This window comes from Chitinophaga sp. Cy-1792 (assembly GCF_011752935.1).
GTDB lineage: Bacteria > Bacteroidota > Bacteroidia > Chitinophagales > Chitinophagaceae > Chitinophaga.
The window spans coordinates 1,657,496-1,678,601 of sequence record NZ_VWWO01000001.1 but is presented as its reverse complement, the minus strand read 5'-3'; the positions used below and the strand labels follow the sequence as shown (position 1 = coordinate 1,678,601).

The 21,106-nt window shown below is 44.8% G+C and carries 14 protein-coding genes; 10 read left to right on the top strand and 4 right to left on the bottom strand.

What is annotated here, in order from left to right:
• Positions 1-73 precede the first annotated feature (73 nt).
• The 8 genes from mraY to ftsZ all read left to right on the top strand — a co-directional run bounded on the left by mraY (position 74) and on the right by ftsZ (position 11,081).
• Positions 74-1,333, top strand: a complete 1,260-nt coding sequence (mraY, locus tag F3J22_RS06895; protein ID WP_167015592.1) for a phospho-N-acetylmuramoyl-pentapeptide-transferase — start codon at positions 74-76, stop codon at positions 1,331-1,333.
• A 42-nt stretch (positions 1,334-1,375) separates the two neighbouring features.
• Positions 1,376-2,716, top strand: a complete 1,341-nt coding sequence (murD, locus tag F3J22_RS06890) for a UDP-N-acetylmuramoyl-L-alanine--D-glutamate ligase (protein ID WP_167015591.1) — start codon at positions 1,376-1,378, stop codon at positions 2,714-2,716.
• 62 nt (positions 2,717-2,778) lie between these two features.
• Entirely contained in the window at positions 2,779-3,972 is a 1,194-nt protein-coding gene (locus F3J22_RS06885) for an FtsW/RodA/SpoVE family cell cycle protein (protein WP_167015590.1), read from the top strand.
• A gap of 34 nt (positions 3,973-4,006) precedes the next feature.
• Positions 4,007-5,098, top strand: a complete 1,092-nt coding sequence (murG, locus tag F3J22_RS06880; protein ID WP_167015589.1) for an undecaprenyldiphospho-muramoylpentapeptide beta-N-acetylglucosaminyltransferase — start codon at positions 4,007-4,009, stop codon at positions 5,096-5,098.
• Positions 5,099-5,184: 86 nt separating this feature from the next.
• Complete coding sequence (gene murC / locus F3J22_RS06875) at positions 5,185-6,534, top strand: UDP-N-acetylmuramate--L-alanine ligase (protein WP_167015588.1); 1,350 nt, start codon at positions 5,185-5,187, stop codon at positions 6,532-6,534.
• Positions 6,535-6,556: 22 nt separating this feature from the next.
• A complete protein-coding gene (locus F3J22_RS06870; protein ID WP_167015587.1) occupies positions 6,557-7,669 on the top strand; it encodes a cell division protein FtsQ/DivIB in 1,113 nt (370 codons plus the stop codon).
• A complete protein-coding gene (gene ftsA, locus F3J22_RS06865) occupies positions 7,666-9,072 on the top strand; it encodes a cell division protein FtsA (protein WP_167015586.1) in 1,407 nt (468 codons plus the stop codon). The genes F3J22_RS06870 and ftsA overlap by 4 nt, the downstream gene beginning before the upstream one ends.
• A 206-nt stretch (positions 9,073-9,278) precedes the next feature.
• On the top strand, positions 9,279-11,081 hold the full coding sequence (gene ftsZ, locus F3J22_RS06860; RefSeq protein ID WP_167015585.1) for a cell division protein FtsZ: 1,803 nt from the start codon (positions 9,279-9,281) through the stop codon (positions 11,079-11,081).
• Positions 11,082-11,255: 174 nt separating this feature from the next.
• Here ftsZ and F3J22_RS06855 read toward each other — a convergent pair whose 3' ends face one another.
• The 3 genes from F3J22_RS06855 to F3J22_RS06845 all read right to left on the bottom strand — a co-directional run bounded on the left by F3J22_RS06855 (position 11,256) and on the right by F3J22_RS06845 (position 16,702).
• Positions 11,256-13,007 (bottom strand): DUF4091 domain-containing protein, encoded by a 1,752-nt coding sequence (locus F3J22_RS06855; protein WP_167015583.1) that lies wholly within the window; start codon positions 13,005-13,007, stop codon positions 11,256-11,258.
• A 145-nt stretch (positions 13,008-13,152) separates the two neighbouring features.
• Positions 13,153-15,111: a KUP/HAK/KT family potassium transporter gene (locus F3J22_RS06850; RefSeq protein ID WP_167015581.1), complete on the bottom strand. Its 1,959-nt coding sequence runs from the start codon at positions 15,109-15,111 to the stop codon at positions 13,153-13,155.
• A 184-nt stretch (positions 15,112-15,295) separates the two neighbouring features.
• Positions 15,296-16,702 carry an OmpA family protein gene (locus tag F3J22_RS06845; RefSeq protein ID WP_167015579.1) on the bottom strand — a complete coding sequence of 469 codons (1,407 nt, stop codon included), beginning with the start codon at positions 16,700-16,702 and terminating at the stop codon, positions 15,296-15,298.
• Between the two features lie 460 nt (positions 16,703-17,162).
• Here F3J22_RS06845 and F3J22_RS06840 point away from each other — a divergent pair, with 460 nt between their 5' ends.
• Both F3J22_RS06840 and recJ read left to right on the top strand, forming a co-directional pair.
• Complete coding sequence (locus tag F3J22_RS06840; protein WP_167015577.1) at positions 17,163-18,128, top strand: polyprenyl synthetase family protein; 966 nt, start codon at positions 17,163-17,165, stop codon at positions 18,126-18,128.
• A gap of 144 nt (positions 18,129-18,272) precedes the next feature.
• Positions 18,273-19,970: a single-stranded-DNA-specific exonuclease RecJ gene (gene recJ, locus F3J22_RS06835; RefSeq protein ID WP_167015575.1), complete on the top strand. Its 1,698-nt coding sequence runs from the start codon at positions 18,273-18,275 to the stop codon at positions 19,968-19,970.
• Between the two features lie 122 nt (positions 19,971-20,092).
• Here recJ and F3J22_RS06830 read toward each other — a convergent pair whose 3' ends face one another.
• Positions 20,093-20,848 (bottom strand): phospholipase, encoded by a 756-nt coding sequence (locus tag F3J22_RS06830; RefSeq protein WP_167015573.1) that lies wholly within the window; start codon positions 20,846-20,848, stop codon positions 20,093-20,095.
• Positions 20,849-21,106: the final 258 nt, after the last annotated feature.

Below are 21,106 nucleotides of genomic sequence, written 5' to 3'. Positions count from 1 at the left end.
AATAACTCAATGACTTAATACCACCGGTTGTGCGGTCAATGGCAACGCATAACAGGTACGACTAAAACTATATATGTTATATTATTTTTTAAATTACCTGAAATCACAATTCAACATCAGCATCATTGGTGGTGGTATGTTCCAGTATATCACCTTCCGTGTAACGATGGCCCTGTTGCTGTCGCTGGTGATATCCCTGCTTTTAGGTAAACGTATTATCAGACTCCTGCAACGCAAACAGATCGGTGAAACTATCCGTGAACTGGGCCTGCAGGGAGAGAATTCCAAAAAAGGTACTCCTACCATGGGAGGCCTCATCATTCTTTCTGCCATTGTAATTCCTACGCTTTTATTTGCACAGGTGGCAAATGTTTATATCTGGTTGATGCTGATCAGCACCGTATGGCTGGGATTAATCGGCTTCCTGGACGACTATATCAAAGTATTTAAAAAGAATAAAGAAGGACTGGCAGGCAGGTTTAAAATCCTCGGACAGATTGGTCTGGGCCTGATTGTAGGCTGTACGCTTTACTTCAATAATGATGTGGTGGTAAGTCGTGAGGTAATGGGCGCCAATAAAATTGCTCCTTATGAAAGACGCGTAAAAAACCATCCTGAGCGTGTAACCCGCGACGGTCAACGCTTTGCAGATGTTAAAACGCCGATCACCACCATTCCTTTTGTAAAGAACCATGAGTTCAATTACGCAAAACTGATCTCCTGGATCCCTGGTGCTGAAAAATATACCTGGGCTATCTATATACTCATTGTGATCTTCGTTATAACGGCAGTGTCAAACGGCGCCAACCTAACGGACGGACTTGATGGGCTAGCAACGGGGGTATCAGGTATTATAGGCGTGGGACTTGGTGTTTTTGCCTATGTGTCAGGTAATATCCAGTTTGCAGAATACCTGAATGTAATGTATATACCGAACCTCGGCGAGCTGTCTATTTTCATTGCGGCATTCGTAGGGGCATGTGTCGGGTTCCTTTGGTATAACGCTTACCCGGCGCAGGTATTTATGGGAGATACGGGCTCACTGGCCATCGGTGGTATTATCGCCTCGCTGGCTTTCATCGTTCGTAAAGAGCTGCTGATACCGATCTTCTGTGGTGTATTCCTGGTAGAACTGGTATCTGTAATGGTACAGGTATCTTACTTTAAATACACTAAAAAGAAATATGGTGAAGGAAGACGTTTACTGAAGATGTCACCGCTGCACCACCACTACCAGAAATTAGGGTATCACGAAAGTAAAATATCAGTGCGCTTCTGGATCGTTACCATCATGTGTGTGGTATTCGCTATTGCAACACTGAAAATGAGATAAACAACAATTAACAATTAAAAATAACGTAGAAGACTAAACGAAATGGCACATAAACTCATCATATTAGGAGCCGGAGAAAGCGGAATCGGAGCAGCCTTGCTGGGAAAACAGCAGGGATATGAAGTTTTTGTGTCTGACGGGAGCAAAATCAAAGACATTTATAAGCAGGAACTGGCGGTAAACCACATTCCATTCGAAGAGGAACATCATTCCTGGGATATCATTCTTGGTGCAGACGAAATCGTTAAAAGCCCCGGCATCCCTGAAAAAACGGAACTGATGAAAAAGGTACGTGAACAAGGCGTACCTGTAATCTCTGAGATTGAGCTGGCCTACCGTTTTTCGAAGGGTAAAAAGATTATTGCCATCACTGGCAGCAACGGCAAAAGCACGACTACCGCACTTACCTACCACATCTTCAAAACCGCAGGTTATAATGTGGCCATGGTAGGAAATATCGGTATCAGCTATGCCCGCCAGGTGGCCACCGCACCAGCGGAGTATTATGTGATTGAAGTTAGCAGCTTTCAGCTGGATGACATAAAGGAATTTAAACCCGATGTGGCCATCCTGCTGAACATTACGCCTGATCACCTGGATCGCTACGAGTACAAAATGGAAAACTATGTAGCCTCCAAATTCAGAATCACCATGAACCAGACAATAGAAGACAAATTCATCTATTGCATGGACGATCCTGAGATCACGCAACATCTGGCTCAGCAACCCATTTATTCAACATCAATACCTTTTACCATTATGAAACGACTGAAGAACGGCGGCTATGTCGACAACGACCAGTTGCATATAAAGGTAGACGAAGACCCGGTTATAGTTTCTATTTACGATCTCGCGCTGAAAGGAAAACATAACCTCTATAACTCCATGGCAGCAGGAATCGCAGGCAAAACAATGGATATCCGTAAGGAAAAGATCCGTGAGAGCCTCACTTCCTTCAAAAGCCTGGAACATAGAATGGAATATGTGGCCACAGTCAAAGGGGTGGATTTCATCAATGACAGTAAGGCGACCAATGTAAACTCTGTATGGTTTGCGCTGGAAAGCATCGAAAAACCAATCGTACTGATCATGGGTGGTGTTGATAAAGGTAATGACTATGGCGCCATCCGTAGCCTGGTACAGGAAAAAGTGAAAGCGATCGTTTGCCTCGGCATAGATAATAAACCCATTGAAGACGCTTTATCCAATGATACACCGGTAATGGTGAGCACCACCAGCATGAAAGAAGCGGTGGTAACCGCACTCAAACTGGCAGATAAAGGGGATGTTGTACTACTCTCCCCGGCATGCGCCAGCTTCGACCTCTTCAAAAATTATGAAGACAGGGGCCGGCAGTTTAAAGATGCTGTCAGAGAGTTATAATGGGTAAAAAGGTATTGTAACAGTAACGAATAAACGAAATAAACAGCATTGCTGTAAAAAATATGACGAATCTGCTATATAGAACAAAAGGTGATAAAGTCATCTGGACGATAGTGATCTTCCTGTCGCTGGTGAGTCTTTTGGCCGTATATAGCGCTACAGGATCACTGGCATATCGTGAAAAGGGCGGACATACAGAGTATTACCTCGTAAAACAGCTCTCCGTATTGGTGATGGGCCTGCTGATCATCTATTTTGCACACCGGGTAAATTATACCATTTACTCAAGGGTGGCACAGATAGGCTTCCTGATATCTATCCCGCTGCTGGTATATACGCTGGCATTCGGATCACATATCAACGACGCCAGCAGATGGATTCATTTACCCATCATCAACCTGACCTTCCAGACATCGGATGTGGCTAAACTGGCCCTCTTCATGTATGTAAGCAGGCAGTTATCAAGATCTCAACATGTGATAGATGATTTCCGTAAAGGATTTCTACCTATCATCATCCCGGTAGGCGTGATCTGCGTACTGATTATGCCGGCCAATATGAGTACCGCACTGCTCTTAGGCGCCAGCTGTATGATCCTGTTCTTTATCGGCAGGGTACCGCTACGCTTCCTGGGAGCCATGATCGCAGCAGGTGTGGTGATGATCGGACTGATGTTCCTCATCGCCAAATTACCAGGCATGGAAATGCGCGCTAAAACATGGTCCAAGCGTATCGACAGTTTCATGAACGACGACCATACCGAAGTGCCTTACCAGGTACAGCAGGCCAACATCGCCATCGCAGGCGGAGGTATGCTGGGAAAAGGTCCGGGCAACAGTACACAGCGTAACTTCCTGCCACACGCCTATTCTGATTATATCTATGCAACCATCATAGAAGAATATGGCCTGTTTGGCGCCTTCCTGATACTGGCCTGCTATATGGTGCTGCTATTGCGAAGTATACGTATCTACCGGAAATGCCCGTACGCCTTCGGGGCATTCCTCGCCGTAGGACTCAGTATAACACTGGTTATCCAGGCACTGACCAATATGGCGGTAAACGTACACCTCTTCCCGGTTACAGGGGTAACATTACCACTGGTAAGTATGGGCGGATCTTCCGTGATCTTCACCAGTCTGGCCATTGGAATTATCCTCAGCGTAGCCAGAAATGTGGAAGAAATGGAAGGTAAACAGGCAGAAAGAGAAAGATTAGAGAAAGTAATGGCAGCACAGAATGAAGCTGCAGCTTAACAATATTATTTTAACATCCATATAAAAACAGTAGATGCAACGCAATATTATCATAGCAGGTGGTGGTACCGGAGGACATATCTTCCCGGCCATTGCTATTGCCAATGCGTTGAAAAAAATTCAACCGGATACCAATATCCTTTTCGTAGGCGCCGTAGGCAAGATGGAAATGGAGAAAGTGCCACAGGCAGGCTACCCTATCGAAGGACTGGAAATAGCCGGATTTAACAGAAGCAATATCTTCAAAAATATCCTGCTGCCTTTCAAAATCTGGAAAAGTTTAAGACATGCAAAAGCGATAATTAAACAGTTCAAACCGGATGCAGTAGTAGGTGTTGGCGGATATGCCAGCTTTCCTATCCTGAGAGCAGCACAGAAAATGGGGATCCCTTCGCTGATACAGGAACAGAATTCCTTTGCCGGAAAATCCAATAAAATCCTGGGTAAGAAAGCAAAGAAAATCTGCGTGGCATATGATGGGATGGATAAGTTCTTCCCGGCAGACAAAATTATACTAACGGGCAACCCCGTACGAAATAACATTACACAGTCGGCCGTTACAAGGGAAGACGCGGTGAAATATTTCGGCCTGTCGCCTGAGAAACAAACGATCTTTGCCGTGGGTGGTAGCTTAGGCGCTAAATCGATCAATGAAGCATTACAGCCTTTGCTGGCAACATTGGTAGAGAAAGATATCCAGCTGATCTGGCAGACGGGAAAACCGTTTCATCAGATGGCCGTTACAGCAGCCGCTCCTTATGCATCGCATATAAAAGTGCACGAGTTCATCAATGTCATGGACTTTGCCTACAAAGCAGCAGATGTAGTACTGTCAAGAGCCGGAGCCCTCGCGATTGCGGAGTTATGTGTGGTGAAGAAACCTGTCATCTTTGTGCCTTATCCGTTTGCAGCGGAAGACCATCAGACCTCCAACGCCATGAACCTGGTGAATAAAAAGGCAGGACTGATCATTAAAGATGATGCCGTGAGAACAGAATTGCCGAATGTGCTCTTCAGTCTTTTGCAAAACAAGGCACTGATGCAGCAAATGGAACAAAACATTGCCACACTGGCACATCCGAATGCAGATATGGATATTGCCCACCAGGTACTGGCAATTATTTAATCATCTGCATAAATGAGAAAAATTTTCTCATCTAACAAAAAAGTAAAATAGATATATCACGTATATATCAGGAGTTATAGGACATTATGGATTTGAATAACATACATAGCGTGTATTTCATCGGAATCGGTGGTATTGGCATGAGTGCCATTGCCCGCTATTTCAACGAAAAGGGCGTAAAAGTGAGCGGCTATGATCGTACAGCAACAGCGTTGACAAAACAGCTGGAGGAAGAAGGTATGAAAATCCATTACTCAGATGATATCAGTCTGCTGGACAAAGATGCTAACCTCGTCGTATATACGCCGGCCATACCAGCGGCTCATACAGAGCTGAACTGGTACCGCGACAACAACTACGAAGTGGTTAAACGCAGCGATGTATTACAGGAGATCACCCGTACCCTGTTTGCCATTACAGTGGCAGGCACGCACGGCAAAACGACCATCTCCACCATGATTGCACATATCCTGAAAGACAGTGGTTATGGTTGTAACGCATTCCTCGGCGGAATTAGTGTCAACTATAATAAAAATTTCTGGAGCAGTGATAAACAGGTGGCGGTGATTGAAGCTGACGAATATGACCGCAGTTTCCTGAAATTAAGTCCTGATATCGCTGTGCTGACTGCCATGGATGCAGACCACCTGGATATTTATGGCACTCCGGAGGCAATGGAAGAAGCTTTTATTCAATATACACACAATATTAAACCAAATGGCACGCTGATTGCTCATTTCGGCCTTCACCGCGATAGTGAGCTGTATGCCGGAAAGAAATTACGCTACAGTTTACAGAATAATGCAGCCAATGCATACGCTGCAAATATTCAGATGAAGAACGGTGGCTATATCTTCGATGTGATCGAACAGGACTGGATGATAGAAAACCTGGAACTCCATATCGGCGGTATGCATAATGTGGAAAACGCCATAGCAGCAGTAACGGTAGCGCATATACTGGGAATCGACGGAGATAAAATCCGTGCGGCAGTAGCCAGTTTCAAAGGTATCAAGCGCAGATTTGAATATGTGGTAAAGAATGATCATCAGGTGTATGTAGATGATTATGCACACCATCCGGAGGAGCTGAAAGCCCTGATCACCAGCGCCAAAGCACTGTTTCCGGGAAGAAAGACAACGGTAATTTTTCAGCCGCACCTGTTTAGCCGCACCCGTGACCTGGTAGATGGCTTTGCAGCAAGTCTTTCACTGGCAGATGAAGTTATCCTGTTACCGATCTATCCGGCCCGCGAGTTACCTATACCAGGTGTAACCAGCGAACTGATAGCTGAAAAGATGACAGCACCGGTGACCATCATGCAGAAAGACGAAGTGCTGCAATGGCTGAAAGACAATAAAAGCCCGTTACTGATAACCGCAGGAGCAGGCGATATCGATCAGCTGAGAGAACCGATTAAACAAATTGTACAATAATTGCTTTTAGTAAATAAACTGAATGTCTAAAACTACCGTCATATTGAAAAGAGTCCTTACCATTTCCCTATGGGCAATGGCACTGGGAGGCTTTATTGTACTGATGGTAGCCGCTAAAAATATAAAAGACGAAAGCAGGTGTAAGAAGATAATAGTGAAGTTTCAGGGAGAAGATGACAAGTTTTTTATTGAAGCGAAAGATATCAAATCACTGATCACGAAAGATAAATCTATCAATCCCGTTGGAAAAGCTATCGGGGAAATAGATATCAAACAGTTGGAAAATCTGATCGACACAGATCCCTGGGTCAAAAATTCAGAGCTCTATTTTGATAATCAGCATAACCTGAACATCAAAATTACCCAACGTGATCCTGTTGCCCGGGTGTTTACATTTTCCGGCAACAGTTTCTACCTGGATGGAGCCAGCGAAAAAATTCCTGTTTCCACCAGATATGCCGCCAAAGTACCGGTATTCACAGGCTTCCCTACAGATGCGGAAAAGCTGCAGAAAACTGATAGTCTGCTCGCCGCCCAGATTGTAGAAATGGGTACCTACATCGTAAATGATCCATTTTGGATGGCACAGGTAGAACAGCTGATGATTACACCAGATCGGAAGTTTGAGTTCATCCCTCAGCTGGGCGATCAGGTGATAGCTTTCGGAGATGGAACGGACATTGAGAAAAAATTTACCAAGCTCCTGGCTTTTTATAAAGAAGGGTTGAATAAAGTTGGCTGGGATAAATATTCCCGCATCAACATTGCCTTTGAAGACCAGGTAGTATGCACCCGGAAGAATGGTGTACCACCATTACAACCAGTGATTGCTACTGATAGTGTGAAGGTAGAAAGTGCGGACGAAGTACCGGCATATGAAGAGGATGACTCCTCCTCACATGCGACAAGCAAGCCTGCAGAAACAGTAGCGGCCCCGAAACCCGCCACGAAGCCTGCACCAAAAACAAATGCCAAAGCTGAAAACCACAAGGAAACTCCGAAAAAGAGAGAACCCGTGAAAGAGAAAGAAAAAGAGAAACCGCGTGCTGCTCAGCCTAAGCAACAACAACCTAAAGCAGTGTATAAACCAGGGAATAAATCTGTTAACACATCAAAAAAACAAAACACGCCATGAATCAGGAAGCTCCCATCATTGTAGGTCTCGACATAGGCACTACGAAGATTGCTGCCATAGCAGGAAGGAAGAATGAATTCGGGAAACTGGAAATCCTGGGATTCGGTAAAGCCACATCGTTTGGTGTGCAGCACGGTATGGTGCTGAACATCGACCAAACGATAAAAGCAATCAGGCAGGCCCTGGAAAATTGTTATGCATCCAACCCCAACCTGGAGATTAACGAAGTATATGTAGGCATTGCCGGACATCATATTAAAAGTTTGCAAACCCGCGGCGATATCGTTCGTAACGATACCGATGCGGAAATATCCCAAAAAGATATTGATCAGCTGATAAATGATCAGTATAAAACAGTTATCCCCGCGAGCGATCAGATCATCGATGTGATCCCGCAGCAATACATTGTGGACAGTCTGCAGAATATCACCTACCCCATTGGTATGTCGGGGGTGAAGGTGGGTGCAAACTTCCATATTATCACCGGCGATAAAAACGCCATTCGTAATATTAACCGTAGTGTGGAAAAGTCCGGTCTGAAAATACGTGACCTCGTATTGCAGCCACTGGCTTCTGCAGCTGCTGTTATGTGCGACATGGACTTTGAAGCCGGCGTTGCCATCGTAGATATTGGTGGTGGTACCACTGATCTGGCCGTGTTCTACGAAGGTATACTCAAACACACTGCAGTTATTCCTTATGGTGGTGAAAATATTACCAACGATATCAAAAATGGACTGGGTGTACTGAAAACCCAGGCCGAACAGATGAAAGTACAGTTTGGTTATGCACTCGCTGATGAAGCCAAATCCAATGCTTATATCACCATCCCTGGTTTACGCGGACAAAGCCCCAAAGAAATCTCCGTTAAAAACCTGGCACATATCATCCAGGCACGTATGAGTGAAATACTCGATTTCGTAGTATATCACCTCAAACAGATCGGAATGGATAACAAAATGCTGAATGGTGGTATTATCCTTACTGGTGGGGGTTCTCAGCTGAAACACCTGATTCAGCTGACAGAATATACCACCGGTGTCAGCGCCCGCATTGGTTTCCCTAACGAACATCTGGCCAGCGGACATATCGACGAGCTGACAAAACCAATGTATGCTACCTGCGTTGGACTGATCCTCAAAGGCTACAACGATTATGAAAATGATCGTAAAGCCCTGGAAGAAAACTATGTGAAAATTAATACGAGCTATCTGGCTAAAGAACAGGCAGCTCAGACAATGGCCGCACAAGAAGAAACCTGGACAGAAGAACCTCATCCTTCATCCCAGGAAATACAGGACAGAAAGGCTAAAGAAAGAAATGCATCTTTGAAAAACTTCCTCGATAAGATGAAAACAAAGATCATAGATATGTTTACTGAAGAAGAAGACGCTAAACTATAAACATTTGCTGGCGTAATTGTTGATATATAAAGAACTGCCAACAAAAACGCCAGCTAAATACGAATTGAATTAATAAGAATTAAGATCGATTAATATTAATGAAGCACAAATGAACCATAGTAACAACATAGTAAAATACAAAGCAGGCTTAATTCTTAGCAGTTCATTTTTAATTAATCGTACTAACCCATAAATGAGACAGAGTCATGATACATTTTGATCTTCCTAAGGAAAAATCTTCTATCATCAAGGTCATCGGTATTGGTGGTGGCGGAAGCAATGCGGTGAATCATATGTACAGCCAGCGCATTGATGGCGTAAATTTTATTATCTGCAATACAGACGCGCAGTCTATTGCTAATAGTCCTGTCCCCAACAAAATCCAGCTGGGTCCCCATCTCACGCAAGGATTAGGTGCCGGCGCTAACCCCGAAATCGGCAAACAGGCTACAGAAGAGTCCTTTGAAGAAATCAAAAAAATACTGGAGGTGAACACCAAAATGGCTTTCATCACTGCAGGTATGGGCGGCGGTACCGGAACCGGTGGCGCTCCTATCATCGCGCGGATATGTAAAGAGCTGGGTATCCTCACCGTTGGTATTGTTACCACCCCATTTTCTTACGAAGGAAAAAAACGTATGGGTCAGGCAGATGAAGGTATCGCACGTTTGAAAGAATACGTGGATACACTCCTGATCATTTCTAATGATAAACTACGCCAGAAATTCGGCGACCTGAAATTCAAGGCCGCCTTCGAAAAAGCAGATAACGTACTCGCTACCGCTGCTAAATGTATCACTGACGTTATCAATTCTACCGGCCAGATCAACGTGGACTTTGCCGATGTATGCACCGTTATGCGTAACGGTGGCGTGGCTATCCTCGGTTCTGCCCTCGCAGAAGGAGAAAACCGTGCCCAACGCGCAATCGAAGATGCACTCACCTCTCCGCTCCTGAATGATAACGATATCCGTGGTGCTAAATGGATCCTTATCAATATCTCTTCTTCCGAAGGTGAATTCGAACACACCCTCGATGAAATGGATATTATCCAGGCTTATGTTCAAAGCCAGGCAGGTGAGGATTGCGACGTTATCCTTGGTGTGGGTTACGATCAGGCACTCGACAGAAACCTGGGCGTTACTATCATCGCTACGGGGTTCGAACAAAAACCCATCCAGCAGGTGAAAATGACACCCTCCACTCCTGAAAGAGTAGAGCCTAAAATCGTAATGCAACTGGGTAAAGATGGTGATGAGAAAAAAATGAACCTCGCACAAAGCCAGGGATCATTGTTCCAGGAACCGCAGGATATCATGGCACCACGCCTGATGGACCCTTCCGGTAACCACAACGAACCAATGATGCCTTACCAGCAACCTGCTGCACAACCTGCCCAGCAGGCGCCTATCGCGCCTTCCCGTCAGAACTATGTGCTGAATATTCAACAGACACCCATCAACCCAATTCAGGAACAGCCTATTCAGCAGCCGGTTCAGACTGCACAGCCAATGCAACCTGTACAACCAATACAGCCCCTGCAACAATTCCCTGCAGCACAGCAACAGAATATCAATGTGATCCAGCCACAGGGAAATATGACCAACAGCTACATGAACCGTCCTGCACATCAGATATATGTAGAACCAGGCACCACTCCTTCACAGGAAATGAAAATGGTCTACAAAGAAGATGAGCTTAACCATACGCCAATGCCACCAGAAGTTCCTATGCATAGCACATATGAAGATCTGGAAGAACAAAAACGCAAACAGGCAGAACGTGTGGCTAAACTTCGCAGCATCAGCTTCAATGTGAAAAACATGGACAATAACGCAGAAATAGAAAACGTTCCTGCTTATATGCGCCGTAATGTTTCACTGGACAATGGCGCTGGCTCTGCCGAACAGTTCTACTCTAACTACACCGTTAGCGGGGAACCCGGCCAGAACAACCCAACCGAAATAAATACTATTAATACCTTTTTAGATGGGAAAAAACCCGATTGATGAATTATAAAATATCTCTTTCGGAAATATTTGATTGTTTTTTAGTTGTGTTAAGAAAATCCTCCGGTTCCCCGGAGGATTTTTTTATTACCTCATCTGCCCAACTGATAACAATAAAAAATGGCTGTCTCCAATACATAGAGACAGCCATTCCTTTATAACGGAAATACTTGTTTACAAAGCGTTCAGCTTAGCTTTCGCTGCATTGACGATATTGGCAGCCGGCGTTGTTTTTAAAGTGTTGATCTCAAAAGATTGCAGGATCTCCTCCAGCTGGTTCAGTTTGGCATTATCATGATTTTTTTCAAATTCTGCCTTTAAAGTCCTGATTTTCTCGAAATCCTGTACCCCTTCAACCAGTTTTTCAAAGCGGATGGAAGTTCTCGGACCAGGATAGATGAAGTAGGTATCACCCGCTGCCCAGCTACGGAAACGGCTATCCGTTAACGGATTTTTCACCCAGCTGTTGAAAGCCCAGCGTAAATAGCCGGTATAACCTTTCGCTGCGGCATACCAACCCATAAAGGTCGCTTCTGCGGGAGGTGAGAAGGTAAAGGTATTAGGAAAACCTTCTGTACAACAGGTATAGAAGGTGGTAGGCCAGCCCTTTTTAAGACGCTCTTTCATGACATCAGCAGGAAACTGTTCACCGGAGGCGATACAGTAATCCCAGATTTCATAAGCCAGCGGTGCATGGTAGCTACCGGCCAGGGATAATTTGAAGTCCTTATCTGCTGTACGGATCACCTTCAGCGCTTCCTGCATGTCCTTGCTCGGACGCTCGTCCATCGCGATAGTCGTGATGTTATACCAGCCTTTTGCTTTCAGGTGCTTCACGAAATCCTTCAGCATTGGTAACCAATGTGCAGTATACTCAGGTGTACCGGGTTTGGCAATAATAAAGGTATCCTTAGCGGCTGACTCATCATAATAATGGAACTTCAGGTTCCACGGAATCATACTGTAGCAGTTGATTTCGTCCTTGATACCCAGGCCCATCATATAAGTTACCCACTGGTCAAAGATGCCGTAGTCGTATGTCCAGCTGCCATTCTTTTTCTTCGTCCATTTGATCATGGTGCTGTAGATATCTTCTGTCTGTGCATTCCATGGGTCATAGATCAGCGTAGCGGTAATTACTTTTTGTCCGGCAGCTGCCAGCATTTTCATATACGGGCGCATGGCTTCAAAGTGCTCTTTGCTCCAGGGTTTCACGTTGTACATACGTGCCACAGCATCCGGGCTCTGCCAGAGGTCCAGGTGGAACTTCCATTTATCGGGAGCTGCTAAGGTGCGGCTACTTACTTTCAGCTGGAAGTTATGTCTGGTGGTAGATTTATCACCATTTACCTCCACGATACCTTCATAGGTACCGGCAGGGGTGTTTTCCGGAACCTGGATAGTGATCCATACTGGCTGCGTTGTTTTTGCTGCCAGTGCACCTGACGCGATGGCGTCGATGCCATCGGCAACAAGCGATGAGTCGAAGTTCTCCGGTTTTCTGTAGCCACAGCCGCTGCCGTCTTTATTCAGTTCATCGGTCATCACATAGCGTACAAAACCCGCTTTCACTGCGTTTGCAGGGAAGTTATATGATTGATTTTTAAGACTGAGGATTTTTACGGAGAGATGAGCAACAGGTGCTGCAGACCAGATCAGCAATTGTGTTTGTACCCTTTCGCCTTTCCATGCATTGCCGGTCCAGGTGGCAGTTACATCACCTGCAGCAGGTGCATTTCTTTTCTCGTAGCGGGTATCAGTATTGCCGAAGGCTACTTGTAAAGCATTGCCATAAGGTTGCCAGGAGGCCTCATTTACCGGGCGGGGATCCGGAAGGTCTTTATAATCGGGAGCAAAGCGATTTTGCGCCCATGCGTTTTGTTGCAGTGCCAGCAAGAGCAGCACGCCAAAAAATTTGTTCACCATTACTAATTATTAGAGATTTCCATTGTCACGTTATGGCTTCATTTTACCGGAATGGCCATAAACAGTTTGCCCAATATCTTAAAAAAACTGCTGTTTTTCCAGGATATTGGGCAAAATATAGAAAAAAATATGACAGGCGGAAATGCTAAATCTTCGGTACGATACGCTTTAACTGCAGGTTCGTTACCGGAGCTACCACCAGCGGGTATTTCTCGATCGTAACATAGCTGGAGTCCAGTCCGAAGCCTCTTTCTTCTGAAAGACTGATTTTCTTCAGGAAGAAGTACATTTTCATGATCATGCGCTCGTATAATGGCAGGTCATTATCATGGGAAAGGAATTTCTCCATCACAATAAACTGGAAGTCACCTACCACATTGTTTTTGCTCAATGATTCATAACGGCTGGTGATGTTCACCTCCTTATTACGCACCATATCTTCCACTACCATCCTGAACATCAGGTTAATACGCTGTTCCACTTTGAAACCAAGGCGGAATTCGACGCGTATTACTTCGTTCGGGATGATCGTTTGCACGCTATATTCACTCATATATGGCTCATCTACTACGTCTACGTGTACAAACCAGTAGATATCCGCTCGTTTCGGCTTTTTATTGAGGATGGAATAGATGATCTTATGCTCGATTTCCTTAGGGTTATCGGCACTGCTCATATACACCAGGTGGGTGGCATATTTAGGGATGGTGGAATCATTACTGAGCTCCTGAATGATAGGGAGGTAGTCTTCCAGGCGAACAAATTCAACGTACCTGTTCTTGATCTTACGGGATTTGAACCATACCATCATGACCATAAAGAGTGCTCCTGCAACGATAACTGTAACATAACCGCCATGGGCGAATTTCACCAGGTTAGCGAAGAGGAAGGAGAATTCTATGGTAAAATAGACCACCAGGTATAGTAGTATCCACCCGACCCATACCCTTCGGGTATATAGGTAGAAGGCGAACAGACAGGAGGTCATCAGCATACAGATGGTAATGGAAAGCCCGTAGGCAGCCTCCATATGGGATGATTCCTGGAAGAGCAGCACGATGGCGGTGCATCCCAGGAACAGCATGACGTTGATACCTGGAATATAGAGCTGGCCTCTCATTTCTGTAGGATAGTTCACGCGCATTTTGGGCCACAGATTGAGGCGCATAGCCTCGGCAATGAGGGTGAACGAGCCGGAAATGAGTGCCTGGCTGGCTATGATAGATGCCATGGTGGCTATTATAACCCCAAAGATGATGAACCATTCCGGCATAATGGTAAAGAATGGGTTCTGATCTTTAGGGATGATCTGACCTTTCTGAGTAAGTAACCATGCTCCTTGTCCGAGGTAGTTCAGGATAAGGCAGGTTTTTACAAAGATCCAGGAAATGCGGATGTTGCCACGGCCGCAGTGTCCCAGGTCGGAGTATAGTGCTTCGGCCCCTGTGGTACAAAGAAATACGGCACCCAGGATCAGGAATCCTTTAGGGTAGGTGGTCAGTAATTCGATGGCATAATGCGGGCTGAAAGCCTTGAAGATGCTCAGATCATCAGCAATATGGGAGATCCCGAGGATGCCCAGCATAGAGAACCATAGTACCATGATAGGGCCGAACATACGGCCTATGGATACGGTTCCGAACTGCTGCATAACGAAGAGCCCGGTGATGATGGTGAGTACGATTTTTACAATGGTTAGCTGGCTTAGGTCTTTAAACAGTTCGAGTGTTCGCAGACCTTCGATGGCTGAGGTAACGGTAATGGGCGGTGTGATGATGCCATCTGCTAAGAGGGCAGCGCCACCGATCATGCCAAAGATCACGGTCCATTTGGCATGACGTCTGACGAGGGCATAAAGGGAGAAGATACCGCCTTCACCTTTATTATCGGCCCTGAGGGTCAGAATAACGTATTTGATCGTTGTTTGCAGTGTAAGTGTCCAGATGATACAAGAGATACCACCTATGACAAGTAGGTCGCTGATGGGATTACCGCCGACTATGGCTTTGAATACATAGAGCGGTGAGGTTCCGATATCGCCGTAAATAATACCGAGCGCTACTACTAAACCAGCCAGGGAAACCCTGTTAATGTTTATTCCCACTTGGAAAGAAATTTGTTAAAAAAGCCCCCAAAATTATATGATTTTGGAATACGGAGCAAGGAAAGGAAAAATATGGACTTAATGTGTAAGAAGTGCGGGGAGTTATACAGCGGAGTTAAAGCTAAAAAGTCCTCCGCTTTCGGCAGGAGGACTTTTTAGTATTATCTTCTAGGAGAGACACATATTAGTTAGCAGGAGCTAAATCAACAGTGCTAGACTCACCAGGAGTGTTTTGTTTGATGAAGCGACCGCGATCGATACCTTGTTTATCAGCCAGGTAGTCGATAACTGCGTCAACACGACGGCTGCTCAGATCAACACCACCTTTTTTACCTTTAGCACCAGCGTGACCGGTAACCAGGATGTTGCAAGATGGGTTAGATTTCAGGGTAGCAGCTACTGAAGACAGGATAGCTTCTTGATCAGCACCAACTTTGGTAGCGTTACCTTTGAAGGATACAGAAGGCAGAACGATGCTAGAGCAATCAGTGTTTTTGATGCCTTTGCAGCACTCTGGATCTGGACATTTACCAACACCGTCAGCGTCAACTGGCTGGCAGTAAGTAGGAGTGATCAGTTGTTTGTCTTTGTAGTCAGGAACACCATCACCGTCGGTATCTTTAGCAACACCGTGTGAATCTACTGGTGCACCAGCTGGAGTGTTAGGCTCACGATCGAACTGATCAGTAACACCATCACCATCAGCATCAGGTAATACTGGAACTGGCAGTTTCATGTGACGTGGGTTAGACAGCTCGCTGTAAGCGTATTCCAGTGGGTTGATCCACCATAATGGCTGAACGCGTTTAGCTGAGTTACCCAGGTTGAAGTTGAAACGCAGGTTAGTGTAAGAATAGAAATCTTTAGAAGAACCACCAGGGCCAGCATAACCATCCAGGTAAGCATCAAATGGCATGGTGATTTTCTCTTCAATACCGATGTTGAAACGTTTAGAAACTTTGAACGCTACACCAGTACCGAGGTCCAGAGCGTGACGCAGCAGTTGGTTGTCATCATGACGACCGATTGCGATACGGTTACCCTGAGCAGGAGCATTAGACTCGTATTTCTTATCCTGTACAGATTTGATGTAATCTTTAATGTCTTTACGTTTACCGGTCAGACGAGCTGGATCGTATTGGTAACCATTACCATTAGCATCCAACGCATCAACGTCAACGTCAGCCATTACAATAGAGTAACCAGCGAGTACATACCAGTTAGCCTTAGGTTCTGCTTTGTAGAACATGATGTTGCTCAGAGAAGCGATCACGTCTAAAGACAGTTGGTGGTTAGCTGATTTGTAGTTAGGAATGATCTGTCCGCCGTTCAGAGCAGCAGTCTTAGTCCATGGGTTAACCGGATCAGCAGTGTAAGGCACTGGACGCAGTTTGTAGTCTTGACCGTAGTCGAAAGAACCAGTATACTCAGCTCTCAGGGAGAAAACGTGACCCAAAGATTTTCTAATGGATACACCACCACCGAAACCTGGTCTTGCAGGTACAGTACCGTCAATCAGGTGAAGACCACCGTGTAAACCCAGTTCCCACATATCCCTTGGTTTTGCAGGGAAGTTGGAAGTGTGGTTCATGAAGTTATTTTGCTGTACCAATCTCTTGCTAGGAACTTTGGAAGAATCCAGAGCATCATAGCCTGTTGGTTGAGTTTGTGCAAAACCAGAAGACGCGGCTAATAAACTCACAGCGCCTGCCAGTAATAAGTACTTTTTGCTTGCCATAATTGTTTTTTATTTAAAAACTGTTAAAAATTTACTAATAACCCGTTTTTTACCAAGCAAAGGTAAAAATCATAAATGAATATACAAATTTTTCTTGCAATATTATTTTCATTGATAACTACTTAGAAAGCAGTGCATAAACGAAAGTATTTATATACCTTAAACCTGCATTCATTTCATCCCCGTCATTCTCGCGTTAACAAAACATTTAGCTGCTGTTAAAGGAATGTTATACTTCTTATACAAATTAGAGGCCAAAATGTTAAAGTTTCACATTTTAAACCTAGCTTAGCAATCCTTTTGATTTTAGGCCATGGATGATATTAAACACCTGATAAGTAAGGAATTACAAGATTTTGAAAGCAAATTCGCTGATTCGGTAAAAAGTAATATTCCGTTACTGGACCGCGTTATGCACTATATTGTTAAGCGTAAAGGGAAGCAAATGCGTCCCATGTTTGTGTTATTATCCGCCAGGCTTTTTTGTGAAAATCTGCCGGAAAGTACCTACAGCGCCGCCTCATTCGTTGAACTGCTTCACACGGCCACCCTGGTTCATGATGATGTGGTTGACGATGCTAATGAACGCAGGGGGTTCTTCTCTATCAATGCACTGTGGAAAAACAAAATAGCCGTTCTCGTAGGTGATTATCTCCTGTCTAAAGGCTTATCTCTATGTCTTGACAATAACGAATTCAGAACTTTAAAACTGATCTCAGATGCCGTTCAGGCCATGAGTGAAGGGGAACTCCTTCAAATAGAGAAAACCAGGAAACTCAATATCAAGGAAGATATCTATTTCGAAATCATTCGACGCAAAACCGCTTCTCTTCTGGCTTCTGCCTGTGCAGCGGGTGCCTGGAGCACCACTAACGATGAAACAACAACTGAACAAATGAGGTTGTTCGGTGAAAAAGTAGGAATTGCATTCCAAATTAAAGATGACCTCTTTGATTATGGCACTGAAAAAATCGGAAAACCAACAGGGATAGACATCCGCGAGAAAAAAATGACCCTCCCTCTCATTTATACTTTGGAACACGCCTCCACGGAAATTCGTAGAAAAATTATCAATATTGTAAAAAATCATAATACTGATAAGGAAAAAGTAAACGAAGTAATCGATATCGTAAAAGCTTCTGGCGGAATAGAATATGCAACGCAGAAAATGTTCCAGTACAGGGACGAAGCACTCGCCATCCTCCATAGCCTCCCCCAAACCAATATCAGGAACGGACTGGAATCTATGGTAAGATATACCACTGACAGAACCTTCTGATAAAGAATTTTCTAAAAATGTAAAATATAAAATGTAAAATGCAGAAAGCGTTCCCAAAGAACGCTAATGGCTATATTATGCTCCTAGTTATGATTTGCCTTCATTATATTAGTACATAGCTCACAGAATCCTGAATATATTATAATGCAGAAACGCTGGACAGTAAAAGCTTATCAACCAAATCAGGAACATCTGCTGCAATCATCACTGCGCATACATCCCCTGCTATGCCGGCTGTTAGTGCAGCGAAATGTTCATACCTACGAAGCTGCCCGGCAGTTTTTCAGACCTACACTGGCAGATTTACACGACCCCTGGCTCATGAAAGATATGGACAAAGCCATCGCAAGAATAGAGCTGGCTTTCTTCCGTCATGAAAAAATACTGGTATACGGCGACTATGACGTAGACGGCACCACAGCCGTAGCTACCGTCTTCGACTTTCTCCGTCAGCTATATAGTGATATCGAATACTATATCCCTCACCGCTACCGTGAAGGCTATGGAATCTCTACCCAAGGTATCGATTACGCGAAGGAAAATGATTTCAGTCTCGTGATAGCACTCGACTGCGGTATCAAATCAATAGACCTTATCGCTGATGCCAGATCAGCTGGCATAGATTTCATTATATGTGACCACCACCTGCCGGATGCAATATTACCTCCCGCTGTGGCGATCCTCAATCCTAAACAATACGATTGCCCTTATCCATATAAAGAGCTCAGCGGATGCGGTATCGGCTATAAGCTGATCAGCGCCATCGCACTGAAACGTGGCCTGCCGGAAAGTGCGCCCAATAAATACCTCGACCTCGTTGCTACCAGCATCGCAGCCGATATTGTACCAATGACGGGCGAAAACCGTGTACTGGCCTTCCATGGACTGAAAAAAGTCAATGAAGACCCGCTGCCAGGCATCAAAGCACTGATGCTGCTCAATGAACAGAAAGAACCATTGACCATCTCCAACCTGGTATTCGTCATCGCCCCGCGTGTAAACGCCGCCGGCAGAATGGACGACGCCAGAAAGGCCGTCAACCTGTTTATCGAAGATGATCCTGAAAAAGCCAATGCCATTGCAGCCATCCTCCATGCAGACAATTTCGACAGAAAGGAAATTGACAGCACCATCACACAGGAGGCAGTAGCGCTGATACAAAATGATATAACGCTCGCGAATAAAAAATCTACCGTCCTTTATCAGGCCCACTGGCACAAAGGTGTAGTAGGTATCGTAGCATCCCGGCTGATAGACAAATTCTACTACAGACCTACCGTTATCCTTACACAGTCGAACGATATGGTGGCAGGATCGGCAAGATCGGTATCAGGATTTAATGTATATGAGGCCATACATCAGTGTAAAGACCTGCTGGAAAATTACGGCGGACACTTCTATGCAGCTGGTATGACGCTACGCCCGGAGAACGTAAAAGCTTTCCAGGAGCGGTTTGAAGAAGTTGTTTCCCGAACCATTACCGCAGATATGCTGGTGCCTGAGATTGTAATCGATACCGAATTAATGTTCAGTGATATTACACCCGCATTCTATAATATACTCAAGCAATTTGAGCCATTAGGTCCAGAAAATCTCCGGCCTGTATTCCTGGCCAGAAACCTCCGTGATACCGGTTTCTCCAAGCTCGTTAAAGAAGAACATATTAAATTTTCTGTCAGACAAGGCAACAGCGGCCCTTCCTTCAATGGTATCGGGTTTTATATGTCAGAAAAGTTCCACCTGGTGAGTAGTAAGAAGTCGTTTGATATGGCTTTTACACTGGATGAAAACGAATGGAACGGCCAAACCAGTCTGCAGTTAAAAGTGATAGACATCCGTTAAATCATCTCCCGAAAAAATAACAGAAAAGGGGCTGACCTGACCAGTTTTTCTACAGATGAGCAACTGGACAAATCAGCCCCAAAAGCATAGGGACAAAGCGTTTCCGCTTACTATTAGTTTAATTATCTGTGTTGTGCCAGCAGCCAGGTGTATAAATCCGCGGTAGCATAGGCACGCGTCCAGGAATCATGGCCTCCGGTTGGATATTCCGTATACTTCACATTACCACCGATCGCCTGCAGGGCTTTCACCGGCGCCCGGGAGCCTTCCACATTTACAGTAGGATCATCCGCCGAATGGAATGCCCATATCGGCAGGCTCTTCACATTTTTCACCAGGTTAGGATCACCGGAACCTGCGATGGGAACAGCCGCCGCAAAGTTTTGCGGATATGCACAAATCCAATCCCAGGTGGCAATTCCTCCCATACTCAAACCAGTCAGATATACCCTGTTGCTATCCACATGGTATTTGGTAGTTACTTCCCGGTAAAACTGTTGTAGTACATCCCTGTTCCACCAGGTAGCATTGCATTGCGGCGCAACCATTACAAAGGGTTTACCACTCACTACCTTTGGCAGGCCTACATTTCGGAGAATTTCCACATTGGTTCCTATCTCCCCAACTCCATGTAAAAAAATAACAATGGGCCATCTGTAATCCTTTCTATCATTATATCCATCAGGGATATACAACAGATAATCGGAGATATTGCCATTGACAGCAGTGGTCTTTTTGCTGGTGATACCAACAGTTTGCGACTCGAATACATCCGGCTTACTGACCGGAACGGAGGTTTCCTTTTTGGAACAGGAAAAGAGTGCGAGCATGCTCAGCAAGATGACATGGTTAAAATTCTTAATTGTTCTTTTTTTCATATAACTCCTATAAACTAAAAAGGCCCCGGCATCAAGCCGGGACCAGGTTTTACAATGATATGCTGCAAATATTTTTATTACAGTGGGGTGTGCAAATTAAAAGGAATAACGGGAGTTAAAAGCATTTATTATACTTCAGGAAGCGGATGATATAACATTTATTTATAAGTGATGCAGAACTGAAATATTTTGCTTGCTGGTGAGCAGCGGATAAGCTGCTAAAACAATACAGGAAAGGATTTAGAAAAAAATAAAAAA

Bases quoted from the DNA above. Each gene is read 5' to 3' on its own strand.
- mraY (WP_167015592.1), top strand. From the start codon at position 74: ATGTTATATTATTTTTTAAATTACCTGAAATCACAATTCAACATCAGC.
- murD (WP_167015591.1), top strand. From the start codon at position 1,376: ATGGCACATAAACTCATCATATTAGGAGCCGGAGAAAGCGGAATCGGA.
- F3J22_RS06885 (WP_167015590.1), top strand. From the start codon at position 2,779: ATGACGAATCTGCTATATAGAACAAAAGGTGATAAAGTCATCTGGACG.
- murG (WP_167015589.1), top strand. From the start codon at position 4,007: ATGCAACGCAATATTATCATAGCAGGTGGTGGTACCGGAGGACATATC.
- murC (WP_167015588.1), top strand. From the start codon at position 5,185: ATGGATTTGAATAACATACATAGCGTGTATTTCATCGGAATCGGTGGT.
- F3J22_RS06870 (WP_167015587.1), top strand. From the start codon at position 6,557: ATGTCTAAAACTACCGTCATATTGAAAAGAGTCCTTACCATTTCCCTA.
- ftsA (WP_167015586.1), top strand. From the start codon at position 7,666: ATGAATCAGGAAGCTCCCATCATTGTAGGTCTCGACATAGGCACTACG.
- ftsZ (WP_167015585.1), top strand. From the start codon at position 9,279: ATGATACATTTTGATCTTCCTAAGGAAAAATCTTCTATCATCAAGGTC.
- F3J22_RS06855 (WP_167015583.1), bottom strand. From the start codon at position 13,007: ATGGTGAACAAATTTTTTGGCGTGCTGCTCTTGCTGGCACTGCAACAA.
- F3J22_RS06845 (WP_167015579.1), bottom strand. From the start codon at position 16,702: ATGAACCACACTTCCAACTTCCCTGCAAAACCAAGGGATATGTGGGAA.
- F3J22_RS06840 (WP_167015577.1), top strand. From the start codon at position 17,163: ATGGATGATATTAAACACCTGATAAGTAAGGAATTACAAGATTTTGAA.
- recJ (WP_167015575.1), top strand. From the start codon at position 18,273: ATGCAGAAACGCTGGACAGTAAAAGCTTATCAACCAAATCAGGAACAT.
- F3J22_RS06830 (WP_167015573.1), bottom strand. From the start codon at position 20,848: ATGAAAAAAAGAACAATTAAGAATTTTAACCATGTCATCTTGCTGAGC.